This window comes from Marinagarivorans cellulosilyticus, from assembly GCF_021655555.1.
GTDB lineage: Bacteria > Pseudomonadota > Gammaproteobacteria > Pseudomonadales > Cellvibrionaceae > Marinagarivorans > Marinagarivorans cellulosilyticus.
The window spans coordinates 1565064-1588673 of the sequence record NZ_AP023086.1; the positions used below are offsets into that span (position 1 = coordinate 1565064).

Annotated in this window: 17 protein-coding genes; 14 read left to right on the plus strand and 3 right to left on the minus strand. The window is 43.1% G+C overall.

Going from position 1 to position 23610, the window contains the following annotated elements; genetic code table 11:
* Positions 1 to 8 precede the first annotated feature (8 nt).
* From MARGE09_RS06290 to MARGE09_RS06330, 9 genes are all read left to right on the plus strand, one after another.
* Positions 9 to 1322, plus strand: coding sequence for a lipopolysaccharide biosynthesis protein (locus MARGE09_RS06290; RefSeq protein ID WP_236986495.1), 1314 nt, complete (start codon positions 9 to 11; stop codon positions 1320 to 1322).
* Between the two features lie 102 nt (positions 1323 to 1424).
* Positions 1425 to 2570, plus strand: coding sequence for a glycosyltransferase family 4 protein (locus MARGE09_RS06295; RefSeq protein ID WP_236986496.1), 1146 nt, complete (start codon positions 1425 to 1427; stop codon positions 2568 to 2570).
* Positions 2571 to 2613: 43 nt separating this feature from the next.
* The gene (locus tag MARGE09_RS06300) at positions 2614 to 3681 is read left to right on the plus strand and encodes an EpsG family protein (protein ID WP_236986497.1); all 1068 of its coding nucleotides are present in this window, start codon (positions 2614 to 2616) and stop codon (positions 3679 to 3681) included.
* A gap of 46 nt (positions 3682 to 3727) precedes the next feature.
* Positions 3728 to 4846: a glycosyltransferase gene (locus tag MARGE09_RS06305; protein ID WP_236986498.1), complete on the plus strand. Its 1119-nt coding sequence runs from the start codon at positions 3728 to 3730 to the stop codon at positions 4844 to 4846.
* Positions 4847 to 5287: 441 nt separating this feature from the next.
* Complete coding sequence (locus MARGE09_RS06310) at positions 5288 to 6544, plus strand: glycosyltransferase family 4 protein (RefSeq protein ID WP_236986499.1); 1257 nt, start codon at positions 5288 to 5290, stop codon at positions 6542 to 6544.
* Between the two features lie 17 nt (positions 6545 to 6561).
* Positions 6562 to 7158, plus strand: coding sequence for a sugar transferase (locus MARGE09_RS06315; protein ID WP_236986500.1), 597 nt, complete (start codon positions 6562 to 6564; stop codon positions 7156 to 7158).
* Positions 7155 to 7775 carry an acetyltransferase gene (locus MARGE09_RS06320; RefSeq protein WP_236986501.1) on the plus strand — a complete coding sequence of 207 codons (621 nt, stop codon included), beginning with the start codon at positions 7155 to 7157 and terminating at the stop codon, positions 7773 to 7775. Before MARGE09_RS06315 ends, MARGE09_RS06320 begins: the two co-directional genes overlap by 4 nt.
* 207 nt (positions 7776 to 7982) lie before the next feature.
* The gene (locus MARGE09_RS06325; protein ID WP_236986502.1) at positions 7983 to 9269 is read left to right on the plus strand and encodes a phenylacetate--CoA ligase family protein; all 1287 of its coding nucleotides are present in this window, start codon (positions 7983 to 7985) and stop codon (positions 9267 to 9269) included.
* Between the two features lie 223 nt (positions 9270 to 9492).
* Entirely contained in the window at positions 9493 to 10713 is a 1221-nt protein-coding gene (locus MARGE09_RS06330; RefSeq protein WP_236986503.1) for a DegT/DnrJ/EryC1/StrS family aminotransferase, read from the plus strand.
* Positions 10714 to 11004: 291 nt separating this feature from the next.
* On the opposite strand, the gene MARGE09_RS06335 is transcribed toward MARGE09_RS06330, so the two are convergent.
* Complete coding sequence (locus MARGE09_RS06335) at positions 11005 to 15156, minus strand: two-component regulator propeller domain-containing protein (protein ID WP_236986504.1); 4152 nt, start codon at positions 15154 to 15156, stop codon at positions 11005 to 11007.
* A gap of 327 nt (positions 15157 to 15483) precedes the next feature.
* Positions 15484 to 16155, minus strand: a complete 672-nt coding sequence (locus tag MARGE09_RS06340) for a heavy metal-binding domain-containing protein (RefSeq protein ID WP_236986505.1) — start codon at positions 16153 to 16155, stop codon at positions 15484 to 15486.
* 483 nt (positions 16156 to 16638) lie between these two features.
* Between MARGE09_RS06340 and MARGE09_RS21710 the strand changes: the two genes are divergently transcribed.
* From MARGE09_RS21710 to MARGE09_RS06360, 5 genes are all read left to right on the plus strand, one after another.
* Positions 16639 to 16800: a glutaminase gene (locus tag MARGE09_RS21710; RefSeq protein WP_420828095.1), complete on the plus strand. Its 162-nt coding sequence runs from the start codon at positions 16639 to 16641 to the stop codon at positions 16798 to 16800.
* Between the two features lie 695 nt (positions 16801 to 17495).
* The gene (locus tag MARGE09_RS06345; protein ID WP_236986506.1) at positions 17496 to 18662 is read left to right on the plus strand and encodes a hypothetical protein; all 1167 of its coding nucleotides are present in this window, start codon (positions 17496 to 17498) and stop codon (positions 18660 to 18662) included.
* A gap of 86 nt (positions 18663 to 18748) precedes the next feature.
* Entirely contained in the window at positions 18749 to 19348 is a 600-nt protein-coding gene (locus MARGE09_RS06350; protein WP_236986507.1) for a flavodoxin family protein, read from the plus strand.
* Positions 19349 to 19568: 220 nt separating this feature from the next.
* Complete coding sequence (locus MARGE09_RS06355; RefSeq protein ID WP_236986508.1) at positions 19569 to 20642, plus strand: MBL fold metallo-hydrolase; 1074 nt, start codon at positions 19569 to 19571, stop codon at positions 20640 to 20642.
* 63 nt (positions 20643 to 20705) lie between these two features.
* Entirely contained in the window at positions 20706 to 21683 is a 978-nt protein-coding gene (locus MARGE09_RS06360; RefSeq protein ID WP_236986509.1) for an MBL fold metallo-hydrolase, read from the plus strand.
* Positions 21684 to 21730: 47 nt separating this feature from the next.
* Here the strand turns inward: MARGE09_RS06360 and MARGE09_RS06365 are convergent, their stop codons facing one another.
* Positions 21731 to 22687 (minus strand): LysR family transcriptional regulator, encoded by a 957-nt coding sequence (locus MARGE09_RS06365; protein WP_236986510.1) that lies wholly within the window; start codon positions 22685 to 22687, stop codon positions 21731 to 21733.
* Between the last annotated feature and the right edge of the window lie 923 nt (positions 22688 to 23610).

Below are 23610 nucleotides of genomic sequence, written 5' to 3' on the forward strand. Positions count from 1 at the left end.
GATTTTTAATGCATGCCGTTACTCGTTATTTAAGCGGCAATAGATTTACGCGCAGTAATTTTGTGCGAAATGTCGCGCTTGTTATGACCGGCACCGCCGGAGCACAAGCGCTTAATATGGCATTTACCCCGATAATTACTCGTTTATATGGACCCGAAGCCTTCGGAGTGTTGGGTACATTTGTTGCGATGCTGACTATTGCAACACCGTTGGCTGCACTTAATTACCCTATGGCAATTGTCCTCCCTAAGCGTGATATGGATGCGGCAGCACTTGTGAAACTGTCATTGTTTATTGCGCTAATAACATCACTAGTTGCTCTTATTCTTCTTTTTTTCTTTGGCCATATTATAGCTAAGCTATTTAATCTGCAGAGTATTGAAGCCTATGTATTATTGATGCCGTTAGGTATGTTATTGGCTACAACAATGGCACTGGCTAATGAGTGGGTCGCGAGAAAAAAGCTATTTAAAATTAAAGCTCAAGTGACGGTGATGCAAGCGCTATGGCTTAATTTGGCAAAAGTCGGCTTGGGTTTATTTTTGCCAGTCGCGGCAGTTCTGATAGTGCTCACTGTTATTGCGAATGCCACCTATGCGTTAATGATGTATTTTAAGGTAAAGGCTGTTTCTCAACTACCAGCGCTAAGCTCAATAGGGCAGGCGACTAAGCCTTTAGCCGCGATTGCAAAAAATCATAGTGACTTTGCCTATTATCGTACACCGCAAATATTTTTAAATGGAGTTTCTCAAAGTTTACCGGTTCTAATGTTAGCGGCGTTTTTTGGCCCCGCGGCGGCGGGCTTTTATTCTTTGGGGCGCACCATACTGGGTATCCCTTCTACTTTGCTCGGGCAATCTGTAAGTTCTGTATTCTATCCCCGTTTTAATGAATCAGTACAAGCAGGTGAAAACTCTTACAGCTTGCTCTTAAAGGCAACATTATCGCTCGCTGTGCTGGGAATTGTTCCTTTCGGCTTGATCATTCTTATGGGACCCTGGCTATTCACATTAGCCTTTGGCGATCAATGGGGTGATGCGGGTCAGTATGCCCGTTGGTTAGCATTATGGACTTTCTTTGCATTCGTTAATCGCCCCTGCATTGCAGCTATTCCTGTTTTAGCATTGCAAGGTTACTTTTTAGCCTTTGAAACTGTCGGGTTGTTAATGCGTGGGGCCGCTTTATTGGTCGGTTTTTTAGTTTTTAATGACCCCCTTATCGCAGTAGCCCTATTCAGTTGCGTTAACGTATTGTTATACCTGATGCTTGCCATAGCGACTATTATTTCGGCTAAGCTTCACCGTGTTCAAGAGGCTGTGTAGAACAATGAAGCTGTTACAAAACCTAACAATATTATATGCGAGTCTTACCCCTAAAAATTACTATTTTCAGACACGCCCTTTATATACAGGGAGTGGGGTAATATGAATATTGTATTTTTGTCAGTTTTATTCAGGCATCCCGAAAAAGGTGAAAAAGTCGGTGGTGGTGAAATTTCTAACAGAAGATTACTTGAGGCGTTGGCTGAAAATCACCAGGTAACGGTTCTATCCGCTGTGGGTAACAACCTAAAGGGGGAGCAGGTTCAAAAGGTTACCTACTATGACTACTCGGCAACTGGCTTTTTGTGTTTGTTGCCAGGCGTATTGTCTCGCTTAGCCTCTAAATGGCTATATCGCAGAAATACAGGACAAGCTCTAAAGAAAATTAAGCCCGATATTATTCTTTGCAGCACTTTAGAATTTAATGCAGCATTACCGTATGCAAAAGCCAATAACATACCGGTTGGTGCGTTTATCCGTGCCTTTGAAAATTTTAAAGAATACGATCCTAAATCTATTGGCGGTAAAATAAAGAGAGTTTTTCGAAATTGTCTTTATGGTGATACTCAAGATAAGACAATCAATAAGCTTGATTTTGTGTTGCCTAACAGTGACTTTATGGCCGAAAAATGCCAGGCCGCATTTTGCGCACCTTCACGTTATGTTATTTACCCTCCTGTTGACCTCATCGGACCGCAAGTTGTGGATTTAGATAGTGTTAAAGAAAATACTATTCGTTCGGTGGTAATGGTTTCTGGAGCTCAGAAAAAAGGTGGTCATTTATTCATTGAATTGAGCCGGCGCTTTCCTGCTGTGAAATTTTCGATTATCGGATATCGAGGTGATCTATCTGACGATCTCAAGCCTAGTAATTTGCAACTCCACGGCTGGGTAACCAACCCTGAAGCACTGATTGCTCAAGCTGATTTGGTGTTGGTACCTTCTATTTGGGAGGAGCCCTTTGGCCGAATTGCTGTGGAAGGTTTACTTTCTAAAAAACCTGTTCTTGTCTCGAATATTGGAGGCTTGCCCGAAACTGTAGCCTATAGGGCGTACTTACTGGTAGAGCCGGGTAACGTACCCGCGTGGCAAGCGAAATTAGAAGAATGTTTTAATTGCTCTAACACTCTGATAGAAGAGAGCCGGATTGCAATGGCCTCTGCACAAAAATATTCTATGTTTAACCAAATAAAAAACCTAGAAGCGGCCATGATTAATGAAATAGGTATGAAGGCGGTGCCAAAATGAAAGCGCTATCCACTTGTTATATTTCGCTATCGGTGCGCTGTGAATGAACTACTACTTTGTATTCAGTGCTGTAGTATGCCTTCTTGTTTCAGTTAGCTCTATCGTACAAGAAAAGCCAATGGCTATTAGCCGGTCGCTATTGATCGCTCTGCTAGGAGCTTCATTTGTATCGCTTTTTGTGCTGCCAGATTACCATACATATCAAACCATGTTTGATGTCACACCTTCGCTTATAGCTGTTGCTTTTCACGGTGCCGTTTTTTCCCATGTTTATGGTGAGCCTGGGTACACATTATTGATGTCGGCTTTTAAGATTATATCCACAGATTTTTACTACTTTAGATTTCTAGTTGTTTTTTTGGCACTGTATTTAAAGCTATATTTTATATTTAAAGTCGCTAAGCCACCTGTAATTGCTGTGGTGGCCTATTTTGCTCTGTTTTTTTACATGGACTCATTCCTTTTAAGGCAATCTTTAGCGGCAGGTATTATGGCGTTAGCATTGCTAAGTCTGATAGAAGGGAAAGCGCTGCGTTATGTTGCGCTTGTTTGTGTAGCGGCAACATTTCACGTCTCGGCTTTGGCGGCCTTGCCGCTTATATTCGCTCGCACCATAGATCTCAATCGTTTTCAGGCGCTAATCATACTATTGGCCATTTTGGTATTGGGTTTTTCTGGTGTTGGTAAATACTTGGCCGTGTTGGTTGATCAAGGTTGGCTACCACATTATTTGAACAGTAAAATTTTAAGGTACAGTGTTAGTGAGCGTGGTGACGCTACGGGTTTGTTGCGCGGCGCGGTATTGCTATATACGACAGGGGTGCTGCTATATATTATTTTCCAAGATCAATTACGCAGGAATTTTTTGCATTACAGTATAGTTCTTTGCGTGGCTTTGTACGGCTTACTGTTTTTGATTGGGTTTAATGATTTTGGAATATTTGGTGATAGAGTTTTTCGCCTTTTTGGTGTTATATTTTCTGTTGTTTTCGCGGTTTTATGTATTGCTTTAGTCTATGCGCAACGAGCTTATTGGGTTCTACCCATTAGCTTTCTTTTCGTGCTGCTATCTATGTTTCTTGTGCCTACAGGGCGGGTAATGTGGTTGTAGTTAATGAGATATCTATCGAGCTGGTCTTGAGCTTAAAGGAGTCCTTATGAAAGTTGCTCTGCTTTCTGGTGGTGCCAGTATTCATACTATTCGTTGGGCTAATGGTTTAGCTCAGGCAGGCCATCAGGTGCATTTAATTACTCAGCATCCCTTACTTGAACCGGTTGATGCATCTGTAGTTTTACATGAATTTCCGTATCGTGGAACGTTAGGTTATTTTTTAATGGCTTCGTCAGTTAAGAAACTTTTAAAAAAAATAAAGCCTGATGTACTAAACGCTCATTACGCTAGTGGTTATGGTACTACTGCTCGCTTGATCAATTTTCATCCTTACCTTTTATCGGTTTGGGGGAGCGATGTATACGATGTGCCCAATCAATCCAAATTTCACCGGTATTGGATTAAAACTAATTTGCAGTCGGCAGACAGAATCGCTTCGACAAGCCACTGTATGGCAACGCAAACCCATACACTAGCTGACAATTTAGGTGATATTGCTATTACCCCGTTCGGCGTCGACGTGGAGCGATTCGAGTATCGGCAGTCTGTCGCTGTTAACAAGGATGCTCTAGTTATTGGTACGATAAAAAGGTTAGCGCCAAAATACGGCATTGACACCTTGATAGAATCGTTTGCTCTACTGCTATCTCATTATCGGAAAAAATCCCCTGAAATTGCTGAAAAATTAGAATTGCATATTGTTGGCGAGGGGCCGCAGCGAGAGGAGCTCGAATTGTTAGCTAAGCGCCTTGATGTTGATCAGCAAACCAGGTTCTTTGGGCGAGTGCTCCACTTTGAGGTGCCGAAAAAGCTTGCCGAATTTGATATTTATGCTGCGTTAAGCCGGTTGGATAGTGAGAGTTTTGGTGTTGCAATTATTGAAGCTGGTGCAGCGGGTAAGCCAGTAGTCGTTTCTGATGCTGGCGGGTTGCCTGAGGTTGTTGTTGCTGAAAAAACAGGGATTGTTGTTCCTCGAGCGCAACCTCAGCAAGCTGCAAAGGCGTTGCAGCGTTTAATTGAAGACCCTTCTTTACGTTCATCAATGGGGCAGGAAGGCTATAAGCATGTTAAATCGCAATACAGTTGGTCACTATCTGTATTAACGATGCAAAAGTTACTTGAAGATGTTGTTCAGGATGGTGCGCAAGTTAATGAATTGGCATAAGGGCACGTCAAAAAATAGTAATTTTTGTGTGAGAGCAAGGGCATAAGTTGCTCCAGGCAACTTTCTGCATTTCCTCCATCCGTGGCAATGTCATTAACTTAAAGCAAGTTAAGCGGTAGGCGGTGATTTTTCAGGACCCTCACGCGCCGGGAGCGCGTGCGGAGCGTCCATGGATTGGCTTGAGCGAGTCCAGAAAAATTGTCGGCTGCCGCTAAGTTAATGACATTGCCATCCGTGGAGGTCAAGCACCGCCCGGATGACTGAATGGATTCAGGAGGTGGAGCGACGCATCGGTGCAGGAAGCGCCTTATTAGACATTGCACCGCCACAAGTAGGTGGTTGATTAGAATAACCCCGAAAGCAGCTAGCGGAAAAAGTGCATTTTTAGAGATGCCCTTAATATGATAGAAAAATTAATCACTTCAACGAGAGTACTTACGCGTGAAGATTATTTATTTACATCAATATTTTAATACTCCAAAAATGTCTGGTGGTACGCGTTCATATGAAATGGCTCGTCGTATGGTTGCCGCTGGCCATGATGTCCATATGATCACCTCATGGCGTAGTGATACGGATAGTAAAAGTGGCTGGTTTACGACGCTGGAGCAGGGCATTGTTGTTCATTGGCTCCCAGTTCCTTATTCAAATGCAATGGGTTATGTAAAGCGAATTCGTGCATTTTTTGATTTTGCTTTGGCTGCGAGGAAAAAGGCAATTGAATTGGATGCCGATGTCATATTTGCAACGAGCACACCGCTGACTATTGCAATACCTGCGGTACTTGCCGCAAAGAATCACCGAATACCGATGGTTTTTGAAGTTCGAGACCTTTGGCCCGAATTGCCGATTGCCATGGGGGCACTTAATAACTCGGTGAGTATTTTTCTGGCAAAACAGTTAGAAAGGTGGGCTTATCGAAATTCTGATGCAATAGTTGCTTTATCGCCAGGAATGAAAGATGGCATAGCTAAAACGGGTTACCCGAAAGAAAAAATTGTTGTTATTCCTAATAGTAGTGACAATCAAGAGTTTAAGTATGACCAAAGTGCTGCAGCTAAATTTCGCTCGGCTAGACCTTGGTTGGGGGATCGGCCTTTACTTGTATACACAGGAACATTTGGGCGTATTAATGGTGTTGGTTATATGGTTGATTTGGCTAAAGCTTTATACAGCATTAACTCAGAAATACGAATTCTCTTGGTGGGTGGCGGACAGGAGTGGGACTTGGTTATGGGACAAGCTAAGGCTCAAGGCGTGTTTGAAAAAAACATATTTTTTGAGGACAGTCTGCCCAAAAACCAGATCCCAGGCCTTTTGTCGGCCGCCGATATGGCTTCTAGCCTATTTATTGATATTACTGAAATGCAGCCTAATTCTGCCAATAAATTTTTTGATGCATTGGCTTCTGGTACGCCGGTTATGATTAATTATGGTGGCTGGCAGCATGACCTAGTGAATATTCATGGCTGTGGTTTGGCTATGTGGAAAAAGCCTATAGCGGAAGTTGCGAAGATAATTTCTGAGAAAATTCAAGATTCTGAATGGTTATCTTGTGCAGGTGAATCGGCAAGAAAGCTTGCGGAGGATCAATTTGATCGCGACGTTTTAGCTAGCCAGTTAGAAAAGGTTATTGTCGCGGCTGTAAATCGTGATACTCACAATGTAGATATTATTGCATCTGGAAAATATTCATAATCTAGGGGGGAAGCGTTATGTTCAAGCGTATGGTTGATATTCTTATCGCAAGTTCAGCTTTGATTGTACTTGCTCCACTTATTCTTATTGTCGCAATTTTGGTTAATAGAAAGCTAGGGTCTCCGGTATTTTTTAAGCAATATCGACCAGGCTTAAATGGAAAAATTTTTCAAATGATTAAATTTCGTAGCATGCGTAATGCTTACGATGAGAGTGGAAGTTTACTGCCAAACGAACAGCGAATAACCTCTTTTGGAACAAAACTAAGGGCCTCTAGTCTCGATGAGTTACCCGAATTATGGAATGTGATTAAGGGGGACATGAGCCTTGTTGGTCCAAGGCCATTACTCGTCGAATACCTACCGCTATACGACAAAAGACAAAAAAGGCGCCATGAGGTTAGGCCTGGAATCACCGGTTGGGCCCAGATCAATGGCCGCAATGCCATTTCTTGGGAGGAGAAGTTTGAATACGATGTTTGGTATGTTGATAATCGTTCGTTTTTCCTCGATATCAAAATTCTATTTCTAACAATTAAAAAGGTATTTGTTCACGAAGGGATTTCTCATGGTGACGATATTGCAATGCCTGTATTTACGGGACGCTCAGAATGAAAACCCTTGCAATACTTGGGGCTAGTGGCCATGGGCGGGTAGCCGCCGACATTGCTTTGCAAAGCGGCTGGGGGGATGTGGTCTTTTTCGATGATAGTGATACTAATCGTACACGGTTTGAACATTGGTCCTTTGCCGGCAATACCACCGAGCTGTTGAATTCATTTGGCCATTATGCCGGTGTTTTCGTCGCAATTGGTAATAATAAAATTCGCTCTGAAAAATTAGCGCTACTTCGTGATATTAATGCACCGATTATCTCGTTAATTCATCCGCGATCGATAATAAGTCCATTCGCTACTTTAGGTTCCGGTGTAATGGTTGTTGGTGGTGCCGTTTTATGTGCGTTTAGTTGTATTGGTGATGGCGGGATTATTAATTCAGGCTCAACGGTGGGGCATGACTGTCAGCTTGAAGAGTGTGTGCACGTTGCTCCCGGTGCCCATGTCGCAGGGAATGTACACATCGGCCGTTTATCCTGGGTAGGGATTGGGGCTGCAATTCGACAGGGTTTGGTTATTGGTAGTAATGTCATGATTGGTGTTGGTGCGGCAGTAGTAAGTAATGCCGAAGATGGTCAAGTTTTAATTGGCGTCCCAGCTAAGCCCAAAAATTAGAAGTTATCAATTGCTTTGTGTTGAAATAATTATCGGTTAGAGGTTTTTATTTTAATAAAATCAAGTTTATGCAGTGCTTAAGTGTTAATGCTTGAAAAAAATCGCTAGTCAATCGCATTTATTAAAAATATGACTGCCCATAGAATGATTACATTTATAGAATAATAAAAGCGTAGTTTGATTGTTAATGATGTGGGAATCGAGAGTATGGCTTTGAAACTCGGGTACTTGTTCTTTTGGGTGTACGACTTAATTTCTAACAGAATATTATCTCAGACTATTGATGATTTGGAGGTAAGTTATAGTAATGGCAAGCAGGCAAGCGCTTTACCGTTATTGTATTATGCGATTAATCATGTCCCTTATTATCAGGCGCTAAAGAATAGTACTGTTGAGTTAGAGCGATTCCCTGTTGTTAACAAGGAGGTTATTAGAAAAGATCAAAATCTATTTTTTTCTAATGCCTACAGTCGGGGCGGTTTAATAAAGGGTAAAACTAGCGGGTCCAATGGCATCCCATTCTATTTTTACTGGTGTAAAAACAAATCGCTCGTACGCACGGCTGAAATAATCTATTACAACCGCTGGGTTGGTTATGATGTTGGCGACGCCCATTTGCTGAATGCTGTGGGCGTTAACAAAAGTAAGTTAAAGCTATTTATTCAGAAGGAAATTATTGCAAATCCACGTTCACTGTCTGATAAATGGTTTGCTCAGCAGCGAAAGGATCTGATTGATCGAAAAATACCTTATTATATTGGCTATGGCTCTGTTATCGATCAGTTTTCACGTTACTGTGAAGAGCGTGGTGATGCTAAAGAGAGCTTCAATCTAAAAGGTATTATTTCTACTGCAGAACAATTACCGGAATATGCGCGGCAAAGGGCTGAATCAATTTTTGGTTGCCCTGTACTTCGGCGTTACGCAACTTTGGAAACCGGTGTTTTGGCGCATGAATGTCCAGAGGAGCGTCGACTTCATGTTAACTCAGAAAATTATCATATTGAGTTTTTGAAACTGAACTCTGGTGAGCCGGCAATGCCAGGTGAAACTGCGCGAATTGTTGTAACCGATTTAAACTCCTACGCAATGCCGTTGATTCGATATGATATTGGCGATCTTGCTGTTATCGATAACCGTGTTTGCGGGTGCGGAAGGAAAGGTGTGGTGATCAAGGAGTTAACAGGGCGCAGAGCGGATAGTTTGATTGGCAAACAAGGCCAAACAGTTTCCTGGATTGCTATTAGTGACGTTATGTGGTCCTTTCCAAATATAGAGCAGTTTCAAATTATTCAAATTAGTCGATGTAGATTTATCGTTAATGTTGTTAGCCATACGGGCTATGACAAGTCCAGTCTTGTTGAGAAGTTTAAGGCTTTACTAGGTGGTACTGTTGATATTCAATTGATTGACGTGGATGTGATTGAACGATTAGATTCAGGAAAGTCACGTGTTGTAATTAATGAAATGGAGTCTTATACAGCATTAACGTAAGGGCATCTCTAAAAATGCACTTTTTCTGTGTTAGTCGTGTCATCATTTTTCGTTCCTCGATAATGCTTTATCGACATTGTAGCCTCGAAAACTACTCGCTGCGTTATTCTAATCAACCACTTTCGTGTGGCGGTGTAATGTCTACTAAGAGGCTCTCTCAGTATCGTTATTTACATGTATCGATTTAGTACTCATTTATAATTTTTATTAGTAGGTTATTTTTATGATTAATGGACCTTTTTCGCCTTGGCCTTCTTTTACACAGGAAGAGGCTGATGCCGTACAAGATGTGTTGATGTCGAATAAAGTTAATTACTGGACTGGAACGCAAGGGCGAGAGTTTGAGAAGGAATTTGCAAGCTTTGTTGGCGCTCAGTATGCAGTAGCTGTATCAAATGGTACCACTGCACTTGATTTAGCGCTGAAAAGTTTAGATATCGGGGCAGGTGATGAAGTTATTGTAACGCCACGCACTTTTTTGGCGTCTGTCTCTAGTATTGTTTTGGCTGGCGCGGTTCCTGTTTTTGCAGATGTTGATCTTGACTCGCAGAATATTACGGTTGATTCGGTTTCTCAAAAGGTAACGGAAAAAACCCGGGCTGTAATAGCTGTGCATTTGGCGGGGTGGCCCTGTGATATGAATGGACTTATGGCCCTCGCTGAGCGTAATAATTTTTTTGTTATAGAAGATTGTGCTCAAGCACATGGTGCTACTTATTATGGTAAAAGCGTTGGTTCCATAGGCCATATCGGTTGCTGGTCTTTTTGCCAAGATAAAATAATGACAACCGGCGGTGAGGGCGGCATGGTGACTACCAATAATGCTGAGTTGTGGCAAAGAATGTGGTCGTTTAAAGACCATGGAAAAAGCTGGGAAAGTGTTTATGAGCGTGATCACCCACCGGGTTTTCGTTGGCTGCATGATAGCTTTGGTACAAATTGGCGATTAACTGAGGCTCAGTCAGCTATTGGGCGAATACAGCTTAGGCGCATGCCCGAGTGGAAAAAGTTACGACAAAATAATGCTGAAAATATATGGCAATGTGCAAAGCAGTGTTCTGCATTGCGTACGCCTGAATTGCCAGAATACATTGAGCATGCAGCTTATAAGTGTTACCTATTTGTTAAACCTGAAATGCTTAAGCCTACTTGGTCCCGAGATAGAATTATGAGCGAGATGACCTCGCTTGGAGTTCCTTGTTTCTCGGGTTCGTGCTCTGAAGTTTATCTTGAAAAAGCTTTTGATAATACTGGCTGGCGGCCTAGTATTGCACTGCAAAACGCTAAGGAGCTTGGAGATACAAGCCTTATGTTTCTTTGTCACCCGACCTTAACGCAATCCGAAATTGAAAAGACGTGTCGCGCGTTATTGCAAGTTATGAGTACAGCAACGTTAAGTGAAGCGTTAAATACTGAGCCTGAACTTGAAACGGATAATGCATAAGGGAACCTCTAAAGATTCACTTGCTTCGCAATAGTGGCTTAAAGGCTTTTGCTCCTCGACATTCTGCTTCTCGATAACTACTCGCTGCGCCATTCTAATCAACCACTTCCGTGTGGCGGTGCAAGCTCCAACAAGAGGTTTCTGCCTCGCCGCAAAAATGGAGGCGCCGGTTCTATTGGGGTTTCTGGCGATTTGTGTCGATAGCTCCGAGTATTTAGAAATTGGCTCTTTGATAAGAGCCAATTTCTATCATCCCAAAATATTCTATACAAGGCTTAACGGCGGTAGTTTTTAATTAATGGCTGTTAAGCAAATAGTATCAGGTAGCTCAATAATAAATTTTACGGTAGCGAAATCAACTTCTCCGGTTTCTAGGCCGGCTGTAGGTGGGGCGGTTAGTTTGATGTAAACATCACCGCCTAATTCGCGAATGAAGGCTCTTACGGCATCCATACCTACACCCCGGCCAGAAATATCACTGACGGTTTCTTTGGTGGATACGCCGGATTCGAAAATCATGTTACAAATAATATTTGGGTCTATTGCTTCGCCCGCTTGCCAGCGTTCTTGTTTAATGCCCATGGCATACAGGCGTTTAATGTTTAAGCCTTTGCCGTCATCGTTAACCGTTAATTGTGTTTTGTTACCGTCTTGGGTACTAACAATGTTTATTTTTCCTGTTTCGGGCTTTCCTTTTTCTGCTCGCTCTGCCGGCGGCTCTATACCGTGATCTAGGCAGTTACGTAGTAGGTGGGCGAATACATTGTTAATTGTTTCGAGGTGTTCGTTCTTAATGCGGGTGCCATTACTGTGAATGTCGACGCTTGGCGGTGATTTTTCTAGCTGTTCGGCAATAGACGGAAGGGAGTTCACCACGTCTTTAAGGGCATCTTCTAGGCTTGATGAAATACCCTTAGCCAATACGGATTTCATGTCTATCAATGATTTTTGTTGGTTTGTTGACGCGTTTTCTAGCATTACTTGATCTATATTGTTATTCATTCGCTGAATGCTTTCTTCGCTCATCCAGAAGCCGTTACCGCTGCGTTCGTTATCCTCTGGTTGGCGGCCCAATACGGAAGAATATATATGCTCGTATTCGGCGAGTATTTCGTGTACTCGGGCTATATCTTTAAGTAATGCTTCTTGATCCCACTTTGCATCGCCTTTGCTTAAGTCACTATATAGGCTTTCTACTTCGTGAACGATATCGCTGAAATGGGTGAAACCATAGGTCCTGCAGTTGCCCTTGATGGTGTGCATGTTTCTAAATAATGCAGAGACGACCTCGTCTTTTTGGGCATTGTTATCGCTAATCAAGGTTTCGTTGTCATTTAAAAACTCGGTCGTTGTGCTCACAAATTTTCGGTATTTAGAAGACGGCAGGTTGAGTAGTTGGCTAATAATATCTAGCTCTCGTTTTTTGCTGGCCGCTTCGCTTTCCATTTGCTTAAGTAACGTTACATCCCGAACAGAAACCATAAGCTTTTGAACAATACCTTCTGGGTTGATTATGGCGTTCCAGTCGAGAGATAAGCTTTTTGTTTTTCCCGCAATCACCGTATCGTAATCGCTTAAAAGGACATGATTATTGAATTCGAAGTTCATTTCGTCTTCGCCAATAATTGCGCCTATACCCTCTTTAACTTGATTTAATTCGTTACTTCCCGCTAGCGCCCCGTAAAACAGTAGTTGGTACGCATTTTCACCAGCAAGTTTTTCTTGTTCAAAAATACTTTCTAAGTGGGTAGAGTATTCAGGGTGAATGCTACCGTCAGTTTCTATGGTAAATAACCCTTGGCGCATATTGCTAAGCATGCATTGGATGTCATCATTTTTAGCGCGTAATTCGGTTGTGCGCTCTGCTACGCGAAGTTCGAGCAACCTGTTTTGCTCTTCAATGGCTTTGCGTTTATTGCGTTGCAATTGAATAAAGCGCGCAAGGCTACCTAATATAAATAATGCGTAAAGCGTTTTGGCCCACCAAGTTAGCCAAGGTGGTGGCAGCTGAATTACCTCAATCGATTTACCTGTTTCATTCCAAACGCCATCGTTATTGCTGCCTTTTACTCTAAAGGTATATTTACCAGCGCTTAGGTTGGTATATAGGGCTTGGCGTTGCGAGCCGACTTCACGCCAATCATCATCAAACCCTTCGAGCTTATAGGCGTATTGATTTTTATCGGAGTCTCTAAAATTGAGTGCCGAATAGTTAAAAGAGATCATGGATTTTGTATAATCTAAGGTGATACTGTCGGTTTGATTGATCGCTTTTTGAAGTAGGCCATCTTCGCCATTTATGGCAATAGACTTGGTGAAAATTCTAAAATCATTAAGCACAATGGGGGGCTTGACGGTGTTATCTTTTAATTTTTTGGTGTTGTATATACGTAACCCGTTTGGTCCACCCATGACTATTTCATTGGCAGATGTTAATAGCGAACCTCCAGTGGATATACCCCCTATTTTTTCGCCGTTGAAGCGTCGATAATTTTTGATATCACCATTTTCAGGGTTAAATAAGATAATGCCGTTATTCGTCCCTAGCCATAGGTTATTGGCAGAATCGACTTCGATAGTTCTAATGCCATTATCAGAAAACCCACTCGTTTGGTCGTCAAATAGTGTGAAGGTTTGGCTATCTTCGTTAAAGCGATGGAGGCCGTTATTTGTGCCAATCCATATGTTGCCTGTTTGGTCTTCGGCGATGACGTTAATGAAATCATTTTTTAGGCTGCCCTCAATAGCGGCATCTGATTTAAAGCGCTGGAATGTGCCTTTTTCTCTGTCCATTAGGTTTAATCCGCCAACCGCGCCAACCCAAAAGCGTTTTTTGCTATCTTCAAAAATAGACCATAGAAGATTATCTGATAGGGAATCATCTTGCGAAGCATTATGGTTGTAATAGCGAAACTCTTTGGTTTTTTTGTTGTAATTAATTAGGCCAGAATTGTGGCTGGCAATCCAAAGGTTGCGGTTACTGTCTTCGTAAATATCCCAAATGCTGGTATCTGTTAGAACATTTAATCGCTCCCCTTTGTAGCGTAAAGAGGTATCTAGTGGTAGTTGATCGAATCTTTCTTCGGCTTTATTGTAGACAAATATGCCGGCATCCCAGGTGCCAAACCAAACATCGCCGTCGCTATCAATTAAGCCGCACAGCATTTTTTTGGATGCTACCCGATCGGGTTCACCATTTTTAGCTAAAAAGTTTTTAAGCTCACCGCGCGCTCGGTCGAAGTAAGTGGGGCCGGCGCCATCTGTTGCCAGCCAAAAATTGCCCTTTGAGTCTTCTTTTATATCTGTTATTAAATCTGTGCCGAGCGATTTTGGGTTGCTGGAATCGTGACGGTAAACGCTAATGGCGGAGCTTGATCTATCGTGGAAATTAATACCGGAGGGGTAGGTGCCAACCCAAAGGTCGTGGTTATTGTCTTCAAAAATACGGCGGGTAATATTGGATGATAGCGAGCCTTTTTCGGACTCGCGGTGTTTAAAGTGGCGAAAGGAATCGGTTTCGTAGTGGTAGTAATTAAGCCCGCCGCGGTCTGTTCCAATCCATAAAATGCCCGTCGAATCTAGATATAGATCTTCATGGATATCGTCTGAAATACTGCGTGGGTCATTCGGGTCGTTTAAGTAGCGAAAAACTTCTTTGGTCTCTGGATTAATACGATAAAGACCTAGCGATGCGGCGGCCCAAATGTGGCCATTTCTATCGGCTTTAATGGCTTGTATGGCGTTTTCTTTTGTCGCGGAAGGGTCTTCGGCGAATGGCACAATGTTATCAAACTGCATGGTTTCTTGGTTTAGCTGGCTTACCCCTGCGCTGGCGCCTAGCCATATGGTGCCATCTTTGGCGGTAAACATGTCGTAGACGGCATCGCTGATTGGAGCGTCACTGTTACCTGTTGCGGTTATTTGGGTGACATGCATGGTATCTGGGTTAAAGCGAACAAGGCCATGGTAGGTTGCTGCCAGCATGTCGCCATTGGCGAGCTCTAAAATACGGTTGTAGTTACCCTGGTTGAAATTTACCTGGGCGCCGTTTTTGGGGTATAGGCGGGTTAGCTCTTCGCGCTCAGGGCTGTACAAATAGAGGCCCCAGCGCGTGCCTACCCATAGCCTATCTTTTGAATCTATGTACAAATCTGAGGCTTGCGATACATCACGAGGGCTGCTTTTATCTTTCTTGTCGGCCTCGATCATAATCTTTTTGAATTCGTACGCGTCGTAGCGCAATAAACCGTTGCGCCCGCCAAACCACATAAAACCATCTTTGTCTTGGGTAAAGGCTTCGACCTCTCCTAAGCCAATATCCTGCTCTGCCATAATATTCTGAAAGATCATTTTTTCAGGGTAATCGGCAGCTATGGTGCTTAAAGGAAGTAATAACGTTAAAAAACAGGCTTTTACGCCGACAAAAATGCTTGAACGCAACATTGTTAATTCTCGTTGATATTCATGGTTTGCTTCTGCATAGTCGCAGAAGTGGCCGTATGCGGCATGAGTAATCAGGGTTATCAATTAAAGAATAGCCGCTGTATGAACATTTGCGAAAAAGCTTATTTGTTTTTGTAATTCGTATTTTTTAATTACTTTTTGGGGAAAATAGGCAAGCCTTTAGATAAATATTGCAGCTTGGGAAGGGGGTGTTCGTGCATGCGGCTAGTTGGCGATAGCTATTTAGTGATAGCTATTTAGGAATGGCAGGCATAAAAAAGCCCCAACCGTGTGGGGCTTAGAATATTTGCGGAAGGCAAGGGCTGTTTAAGCCTCGCAGCCTTCTAGCTCGGCGACTATAGCGTTACCCGTGGCAGATACTGTGATATTGGCACTTTTCGTGCCCTCTAGCTTCATTCCGTTCTTCACGGCTACATCTGTCACCATGTTGGCGTCTTGTGTTTGTGCTGCTTGGCGCAATTGCTCTAGCGCATTTTGCTTACCTTGCTTCAAGGCTGCGAGCACTTTGGGGCTTTTGCGGCCTATAAACTTACCGTTTTCGAACAACTCTGGTGTTAGCGCAATACTAAGCACGCACTCGGCACTAACGTCGCCCATTTCTGCAAGCACGGTTTGCTCTGCTTTTGGCTTTGTTGTTAGCACAATATTGGCGCTTTCTATCGCTTGCTTGGGTTCTTCGGCAGCGGCTACAGGGGCTGGCGCTTCAGCGGGTACTGGCTCTTGTGTCGGTTCTGGGCTGGCTTGTGTTGCTGGCGCTTCTTCATGCTCTGTCACAATGTATTGTGTGGCAGGGTCTTTAAGCTTCACTTTGAATTCTTTTGCTGGCGGTACTTCTGTGGGGGCTTCAGCTGAATTGGCTTTGGAGCGCTTGCCTCCCTCGTGTTCAAAAAAACAATGAGGGCATATATGGCTGGCGCGGTACATGCCGCCATTCATGGGTTTGCTACAGCTTTGGCAAGGTTTAGTTAAAGATTGCATATTTATTCACTATTGGTTTCTGCAAAAAAGTGTGCAAATTTTAGGCTATATTGCACGCCCGCTCAAGAAGTGGCCTCACAAATTTGTCAATATTGGTCAATTATTATCGCTAATAACTAAAAGATCTAAACAAAGTGTCAATTTATTGTGCATTGATGTGGCGCTGCGGCTAAAGGCCCGAATCTTATATGGGCAACTCTAAACACAGTGGTCTTTTCATAAGAGCAGGGCAGACGTTGCTTCTGGCAGCTTTCTGCAGATAACTGCGGTGCTGTCGCGGCCTGCATTCCAGAGCATATTAAGGTTGACCCGAATAGATAGGGGTCCACTTTATGACGGCTAGAATGCGCGATTTTCAATGCCAAAGCATTGCAAGATTTTTCATTGACATTGGCCCTAAAAATTATGGCTAGTAGTGTTTTTTGTGGGGGAGCCATCCGGCTCTGTATTTAATTCACTCGTGCAGCGGGCGCATGAAAAGGTATCCCAAGAAACCCCTTTATTAACGCGGGAGCGATTGCTATCTGTGATATTTTGGTTTCTCGCTTAGGTGACCCTAAGGCAGAGCAACTGGCGGTTATACGAAAGCTATCAGGCATTGCGACCGTTAAATGTCGTACCGGAATTGCGGACTCAGAAAATTAAACGGGATTCAGGCATCACGCGGTAAGCACTTCATGAGCCTAATGCAACGTCAGGGTTACGTAGGTGTTATGGGTGTCCTCAATTATCTCTTCATTGGTTTTCGTGTTTAATAGCAATTAGATGGTGCATACCCGTACGGTGGCGCGTTATTTTGTTTTTTGGGGTGCGTTATTTGCGCGACAAACAGGCTGATGCCTTGCTATCGATAACACGGTACTTTTTACGCACGCCTTTTGTTTCTGATGTGACATTGCTTTGCTAATGCAAAGTTAATTTGCATTTTTGGTTGTTTAACCCTCGACTTACTAGCGTTAGTATCCTCTAAGAAATATCCGTTAAAAACTGCCCCTAGAAGGTTCCGGTTGCTTTGGTGTAACTATTCAGCGATCCCCGCCAACACACGGACCACTTTCTGGGTTGCTTAGTCATCGGCGACGTCGAGCTCCTGCAAAGTCTACCCCTGCGCAGCCATGCTAGGGCTGGGCGCTATGCGAGCGTTCTTGGTACGCGCGTGTGCAGAAAATAACCAATCTGCTTTTTGGGGAAGTATTATTTCGACGCTACCTGGCGAAACCACTTGGCCTGACTAAACCACTTGGATAGTTACGTTTTGGTTTGTGTTTTTGGCGCGCCCGAGAGTTGGGGGTAATTTAATAACTCTTAAAAATGTGAATATGTTATGGAGGGCTTTCAGTATGAAGATATCAAGTCTGGGTAAAGGTCCGCTTGCTATTGCTTGCATGGGGTGGGCCTCAGTCGCCTATGCGTACGACAACCTGTTTGAAACAGGTTTTTATGAGCTCAATGAGGTTAAGCCGGCTCGTTCGGACTTGCCAAAATCGGGCGTGCAAGGCGCCGGAAAGGCCAATAGCCGGAGGCATCTTTTTGCCGCTTATTCTCCTCAATACCCACTTTGGTCTGATGGATCTCAAAAGCGCCGTTGGATATATATTCCGGGTAAAAAGAAGATTAATACGCGTTATCCAGATTCTTGGGTTTTTCCAAAGGGAACGAAGATATGGAAAGAGTTTTCGTTTGATGAGGCCGAAGGAAACCGAAAAATAGAAACGCGCTATATGGAAAAAAGAAAGGATGGCAGCTGGGTTATGCAAAGCTTTGTTTGGAATGACAACCAAACTCTTGCGACGGCAGCTCCAGAAGAAGGAATACAGGGTCATTATGAAATTGATGAAGGCGTGTATTACGACATTCCACCAGCCTTCGCTTGTTTGCTATGTCACGATAAGGCTGGTTTAGACGTTGGGCCTAAAAAGACGCCAGTGCTTGGGTTTTCCGCGTTACAGTTATCCGATAATCGTGACCCTGATGCTATTCATGGCGAGGCCCTAGAGCCTGGAATGATCACTCTAGAAGGTTTGCAAAGCCTTAATAGAGTGACGCGAAAGATGCCAGAAATGCCGCAAATCCCAGATTCAGAGGCCTACCCCTTGCAACGCTCGGTATTGGGTTATCTCCATACAAATTGCGGGAGTTGCCACAACGAGACTGGGCTGGCAGAAATTTCCACCTTCTCTGATTTTCACCACCCCGCCCACGCTCAGCATATTCAGCAAAACGGTACTTTTAAGACCTCCATGGGTAGACCTATCTCAAATTGGTTGATGCCAGATGGAAGCCCTGAGTTAATTATCAAACCTGGTGATTCAGAGAATAGTGCTTTGTTGTTTAGAATGAACGCAACGCACGAACTACATACTTTCAATATTCCCCTTTGGCATCATAGTGGCGGTTATTCTAGAACCGACTTGGTTAAAATGCCGTTTATTGGCAATAACCTAAAAGATACCTTTGCTATTGAAAAAATTTCTGAATATATAGATTCTTTGCCTCAGGAAAATTGAAGTTTAATGCTGTTTTAATCGTTTTTTGAGCTCTTGCCGTTACTGGCTAAATTACATTTATAATTAAATTGTTATTGGAGAAAAATATGAAAATATTCGCCATCAGTGGTAGCCCGAATCGTGAAGGTAATACCTGTACTTACGGTAATCATGTGATAGAAGCCGCAAAGAAAAACGGTGCTGAAGTAGAAGAAGTTAATATCTACGATTTTAATATCACTGACGTATGGGAAAATTATTTCGGCGACGCACTTTTCAATAAGTTTGAAAAAGCCGGAAGCGATGATATGCCTTTACTAAAGGACAAGATGATGAGCGCAGATATCATTTTGCTCATTACGCCCATCTATTGGTGTCAAATGACCGGTAAGATGAAAACGTTCGTTGATCGCTGGACTGATACCATCAATTTGGATTTTTCGTCGGATTTAGGTGGAAAGGGCTTGGCTTTGGTTTCCACGCACTCTGGGATGAACCAAATGAATTCTTCAAATGTTCTCCAAACGGCGATGGATAATACAGCAGTATTCTTGGGAATGACCTGGTTGGGCGGCATTGACGGCGCGTCTAAAATGGAAATTACCTCAGGAATGAATGAAGGCCATGAAATTATTGCGAAGGATTTTGGCGCTAAATTAGCTCGCGGCGAAAATTTGTTGGGTATGAAAGTTGTAGGTGGCGAGTAGGTTTTCCCGCAAGGCTACTGATCGAGATATTGTTCAGTAGCCTCTGCTAAGCCAGGTGGCCGGTTTGTGCACCGGCTAGTGGTCGATTTTGGTAATTAAATAGGTTTTTGGGGCAGTTTCAAGGCTGCGTCTACATCTTGCCGAGCAGGGGGGGGGGGTGACCTGATGCTAGCAAGGACTTTTCAATAATTAGTTAGATTTCAATTACAAGGATATTGGTATGCTTAAGCTTCTATTGATTTTAATTACTGTTATTCCCATTTTAAGTGTGGCAGAAATCCATATTCCCGAAAGAATTCCTCCTTTGGCGGCTATTGCGCAAGGCGAGCCCATGATTGATGCTGATATAGATGAAAAAGGCTATCACGTAGCAAAGATTCATGACGATGGAGTTTACTGGATAACGGACAATAACTACCACTCTTTGGCTATTGTGCGCCCACAGGGAATCATTGTTGTAGATGCGCCAGAGCCAATGCCCTTTTTCCCCCCAACACCTGTACTGACGGCCTTGGAAGAGGTTGCTCCCGGTGTACCTGTTACGCACCTAATTTACACCCATGCTCATACAGACCATATTGGCGGCGCTGGTGCGATTAAAGAGAAATACCCTCGTGTAAAGATTTTGGCTCATCAGGACACCAAGAAAATTCTGAAGCGAGCGAAAGACCCTAAGCGGCCAGAGCCAAATCGCAAGTTCAAGCGTGATGTTAGTGTGAGGATTCATGGGGTAAACATTGAATTGAGCACTTTTAGGGATGCGCATATGAAGGGCAATGTATTCGTATTATTGCCTGATCAAAAAGTTTTGATGGCTGTGGATCTGGTTTACCCTGGATACGTTCCTTTTAGGCGAATGGGTGTGGCGGAAAATTTTGTTGATTGGTATGAAGGCACAAAGTATTTATTAACAAAGGATTTTGATATTTTCGTAGCTGGTCATGGATTGAGGTTAGGAACTCGAGAAGATATTGAGCTACAAATTGAATACGTAGATGATATTCGTAATGTTGTAGACTCTATGGTTATGGATATCAATAAGCTTAATGAAACAGTCGATTTAATTGACGAACAACATGGTCCGTATTCATCGTTCACACATCAGGCTAAATGGACCTTGTTTGGTGGTTATCTGGATGTAATTGCGCAAGCGTGCAGGGAAGAGCTGGACAAGAAATACATCGAAGGGGAAAATTCAGGGGACAACTCAAAAGCTTTAGCTGGAGCGGAAACCTTTAATTTCGCAAACTGCGAATCTTATTTTGTTGCTAGGCGCTTAGGTGTTGATAAGTAACGTTAATCTGAGTTTGAACCTGTCATCGGCCGCGATATTGGCGGCCTGTTTGGCGATAAATTAATGCAACAGTATTTCCGAATTTTTGCGTATGCTGCCGCCTGTATTCTACTGAATGCATTGCTTAGCTCTTGCTCGCAGGCAACCCATGAGATAGAGCCGATACCTTATCAAACACTAGGCGGTGAGCTTGGCGGGGCTACGACTTGGTCGGTATTATCTAACCTGTCTGAGCCGGGCCCCATCGAATTTAGTCGACACATCGCTGCGCGTTGGGTAGTCCCACGTAAAGGGATTGTGAATTTAGAGCACGAAAGCTCGAAAGAAGCCGGTCTAAAAAATGAGCCGTTGAATATTGATGTCTATTTTTATTTAATACGCCATCCAAAATACGGATATTACTTGATTGATAGTGGGGTTTCTAAAGTTTTTAGAGGGCAAAGCGATTTGCCGGTTTACTTTCCCATATCGACTTCATTGCCATTCGAGCAGTTAGAGGTATTAACGGATACCTACACCTTTGTTAGCGGCTTGGATGAACCTTTATCGGGAGTATTTTTAAGCCATTTGCATATTGACCATATTATGGGGTTGCCTGATATACCGCGAAACACTCCAGTTTATGTAGGGCCTGATGAAGCGAAGGACAAACGTTTTAGCCATCTTTTTGTTCGCAGAACTACAAATAAGCTTCTAAGTGGGCTTGGACCTTTGAGGGAGTGGCAAACCAGTCGTAGTGCTGGTTCGCCCTTTTCGTATGTTGATATTTTTTCAGACGGTAGCGTTTTGGGCTTCCACATTCCAGGTCACACTCGCGGAAATATGGCCTTCTTTATAAGAGCAAAGGATGGACCTGTATTGTTGGCAGGCGACGGTTCGCACACAGTTTGGGGGTGGAATAACAGCGTTGAGCCAGGAAGCTATAACACAAATACTGAACAAGCAGCAAACTCGTTAGATCGCTTAATAGAGTTTTCGTCCAAACTTCCAGGGCTTCGGGTCTATTTGGGCCATGAATCCTTTCCTGGGCAATCGATCTAAGGCTTTAGCTTTAGCCTTAGAATGAAACAGCCCGCGTGTTTGTAATCTTAAATAGGCTCCATGCTGCAACTACCTAATTTATTAAGGCCCGCTTTACAGCTGTTGAGTTGAAGGAACTTAGTCTTCATGTGTTCTAAAAACAGGCGGGCGTTCTTACTTAAAAAGCGTCTGTCATGGTAAACAGCGTAAACACTTCGTTCGGGGTGAATAGTATAGTTTCTCAATACTGGTATGAGTTTTTTTCTGCTTTCAATGCTGTGTTTGCAGTTTTCTACAGCGAAAGAGGGTAGACAAGCTAAGCCAAGCCCCTCTTCGGTGGCTTTGACTATTGTTCGGATATCGTTCATAAAGAATTTTCCGTTGGGCTTGATCGATTCGATATCCTTTGACTTGTTATGCTGAAACCCCCATTTCTCTTTGGCCGCTCTAAAAAATAGACAGGTATGCGCATAAAGATCTTCCGGTTTTGAAATTGTGGGGTGCTTGGCTAGGTACTCTTCACTTCCAAATACGCAACTTTCAATATCCCATAGCTTAATTGCAACTAAGCTTGAATCGTCAAGCGGGCCGATTCTGAGGGCTAAATCAACGTCGTCCTTAACCAAGTCTTTTAATCGATTGTCACTGCATATATTCAGCTCAATGTCTCTGTGTTCTAGCTGAAATTCAATTATCCAATCTTTGAGCAGTTCTTGCGCCAAAAAAACAGGTGCTGTAATCGTTAGTTTGCCACCAGTTCCACAGGCAGAATCGGTGATGCACTGTATTGACTGTTCAATGGCATTTACATTTGTTGAGCAATGCTCAAATATCTTTAATCCAGCCTCGGTTGCCTTAAAGGTTCTTGGGTTACGGTTGATTAACTTAGTATCAAGAGCTTTTTCGAGCCGAAGTATTCTACGGCTTACCGTACTGGCGGGTAGATCTAATTTTTTAGCTGTATTAATAAAGTTGCCTTCTTCGATAACTTTAATGAATATAACCAAATCATCGTAACTCCACATCGCACATATTCCGAGCAGCACTATATATCGCGCATTCTCGGCTTAAAATCCCAAAAATGCAAATTTAATTTGCGAATTTAAGCGTGTCTATTTAACTAAGTCAATTTAGGTGGGAGAGTTGTGGTCCAGTCAATCAGCTCCTGTGTTATTGTGGTTTAAGCTATAGATAGCATGATAAATAGAATTTTGATCTACATTAAGCTAGGGCATATTGAGGTGTTTAGGCGATATGCGCACCATTGTTTAGTTGTGTGGGGTTTTTTCTATAGGTGAGCCTGTTTACTTATTTTACGGGGCAGAATGTGAGTTAGGCGTGCTACCTGTAGCGATGTGTCGTCCTACTTCGTGAATCCATTCGTTCGTCGGCGCGGCGCTTAACCTCCGTGGACGGAGGAAATGAAAGAAGTTTCCAGAAGCAACTTATTTCCTCGCTCTCACAAAAAAATTACTATTTTTAGGGTGGCCCTTTAGATAATAAATAATTATGGCGTGATAATTTATATCTTGGCATTTAGAGTTTCTACGCAGATTAGTTGAGGCTATATATAATCGTTAATTGTAGTGGCGCTACCAAAATATAATTACAATTTCGTTTCAGCGATATGCTTTGAATATTGCCCAGAGTGTAAACCTAGCGCTATACCACCGCATTTTTAGGAAATATCTAATGCAGGATGAAGCGCTGCATGCCTAAACTTACATCACAACCCCCAAATCTTACCGCAGGCCCATCGAATACTTTATCTGGAATAATCAACAGCATTGCCAAAGTACACTGGTAGCTGTTTCCCTGGTGTAGGTATCTACTGGGGCGCGCTAACCCATAGAAATTGAGCGCCGACCGCACTGAATAACATGTGATGCAAGTCCTCGGGTATATAGTTAAGGGCGGCCAGTGGTTAAAATACCGCCGATAGATGCGT

What these genes read in the sequence shown, in the direction of transcription:
- MARGE09_RS06355 (WP_236986508.1), top strand. Translation starts at nt 19,569, where the DNA reads ATGCTTAAGCTTCTATTGATTTTAATTACTGTTATTCCCATTTTAAGT.
- MARGE09_RS06340 (WP_236986505.1), bottom strand. Translation starts at nt 16,155, where the DNA reads ATGCAATCTTTAACTAAACCTTGCCAAAGCTGTAGCAAACCCATGAAT.
- MARGE09_RS06345 (WP_236986506.1), top strand. Translation starts at nt 17,496, where the DNA reads ATGAAGATATCAAGTCTGGGTAAAGGTCCGCTTGCTATTGCTTGCATG.
- MARGE09_RS06330 (WP_236986503.1), top strand. Translation starts at nt 9,493, where the DNA reads ATGATTAATGGACCTTTTTCGCCTTGGCCTTCTTTTACACAGGAAGAG.
- MARGE09_RS06290 (WP_236986495.1), top strand. Translation starts at nt 9, where the DNA reads ATGCATGCCGTTACTCGTTATTTAAGCGGCAATAGATTTACGCGCAGT.
- MARGE09_RS06315 (WP_236986500.1), top strand. Translation starts at nt 6,562, where the DNA reads ATGTTCAAGCGTATGGTTGATATTCTTATCGCAAGTTCAGCTTTGATT.
- MARGE09_RS06365 (WP_236986510.1), bottom strand. Translation starts at nt 22,687, where the DNA reads ATGTGGAGTTACGATGATTTGGTTATATTCATTAAAGTTATCGAAGAA.
- MARGE09_RS06350 (WP_236986507.1), top strand. Translation starts at nt 18,749, where the DNA reads ATGAAAATATTCGCCATCAGTGGTAGCCCGAATCGTGAAGGTAATACC.
- MARGE09_RS06360 (WP_236986509.1), top strand. Translation starts at nt 20,706, where the DNA reads ATGCAACAGTATTTCCGAATTTTTGCGTATGCTGCCGCCTGTATTCTA.
- MARGE09_RS06325 (WP_236986502.1), top strand. Translation starts at nt 7,983, where the DNA reads ATGGCTTTGAAACTCGGGTACTTGTTCTTTTGGGTGTACGACTTAATT.
- MARGE09_RS06320 (WP_236986501.1), top strand. Translation starts at nt 7,155, where the DNA reads ATGAAAACCCTTGCAATACTTGGGGCTAGTGGCCATGGGCGGGTAGCC.
- MARGE09_RS06305 (WP_236986498.1), top strand. Translation starts at nt 3,728, where the DNA reads ATGAAAGTTGCTCTGCTTTCTGGTGGTGCCAGTATTCATACTATTCGT.
- MARGE09_RS06295 (WP_236986496.1), top strand. Translation starts at nt 1,425, where the DNA reads ATGAATATTGTATTTTTGTCAGTTTTATTCAGGCATCCCGAAAAAGGT.
- MARGE09_RS06335 (WP_236986504.1), bottom strand. Translation starts at nt 15,156, where the DNA reads ATGTTGCGTTCAAGCATTTTTGTCGGCGTAAAAGCCTGTTTTTTAACG.
- MARGE09_RS06300 (WP_236986497.1), top strand. Translation starts at nt 2,614, where the DNA reads ATGAACTACTACTTTGTATTCAGTGCTGTAGTATGCCTTCTTGTTTCA.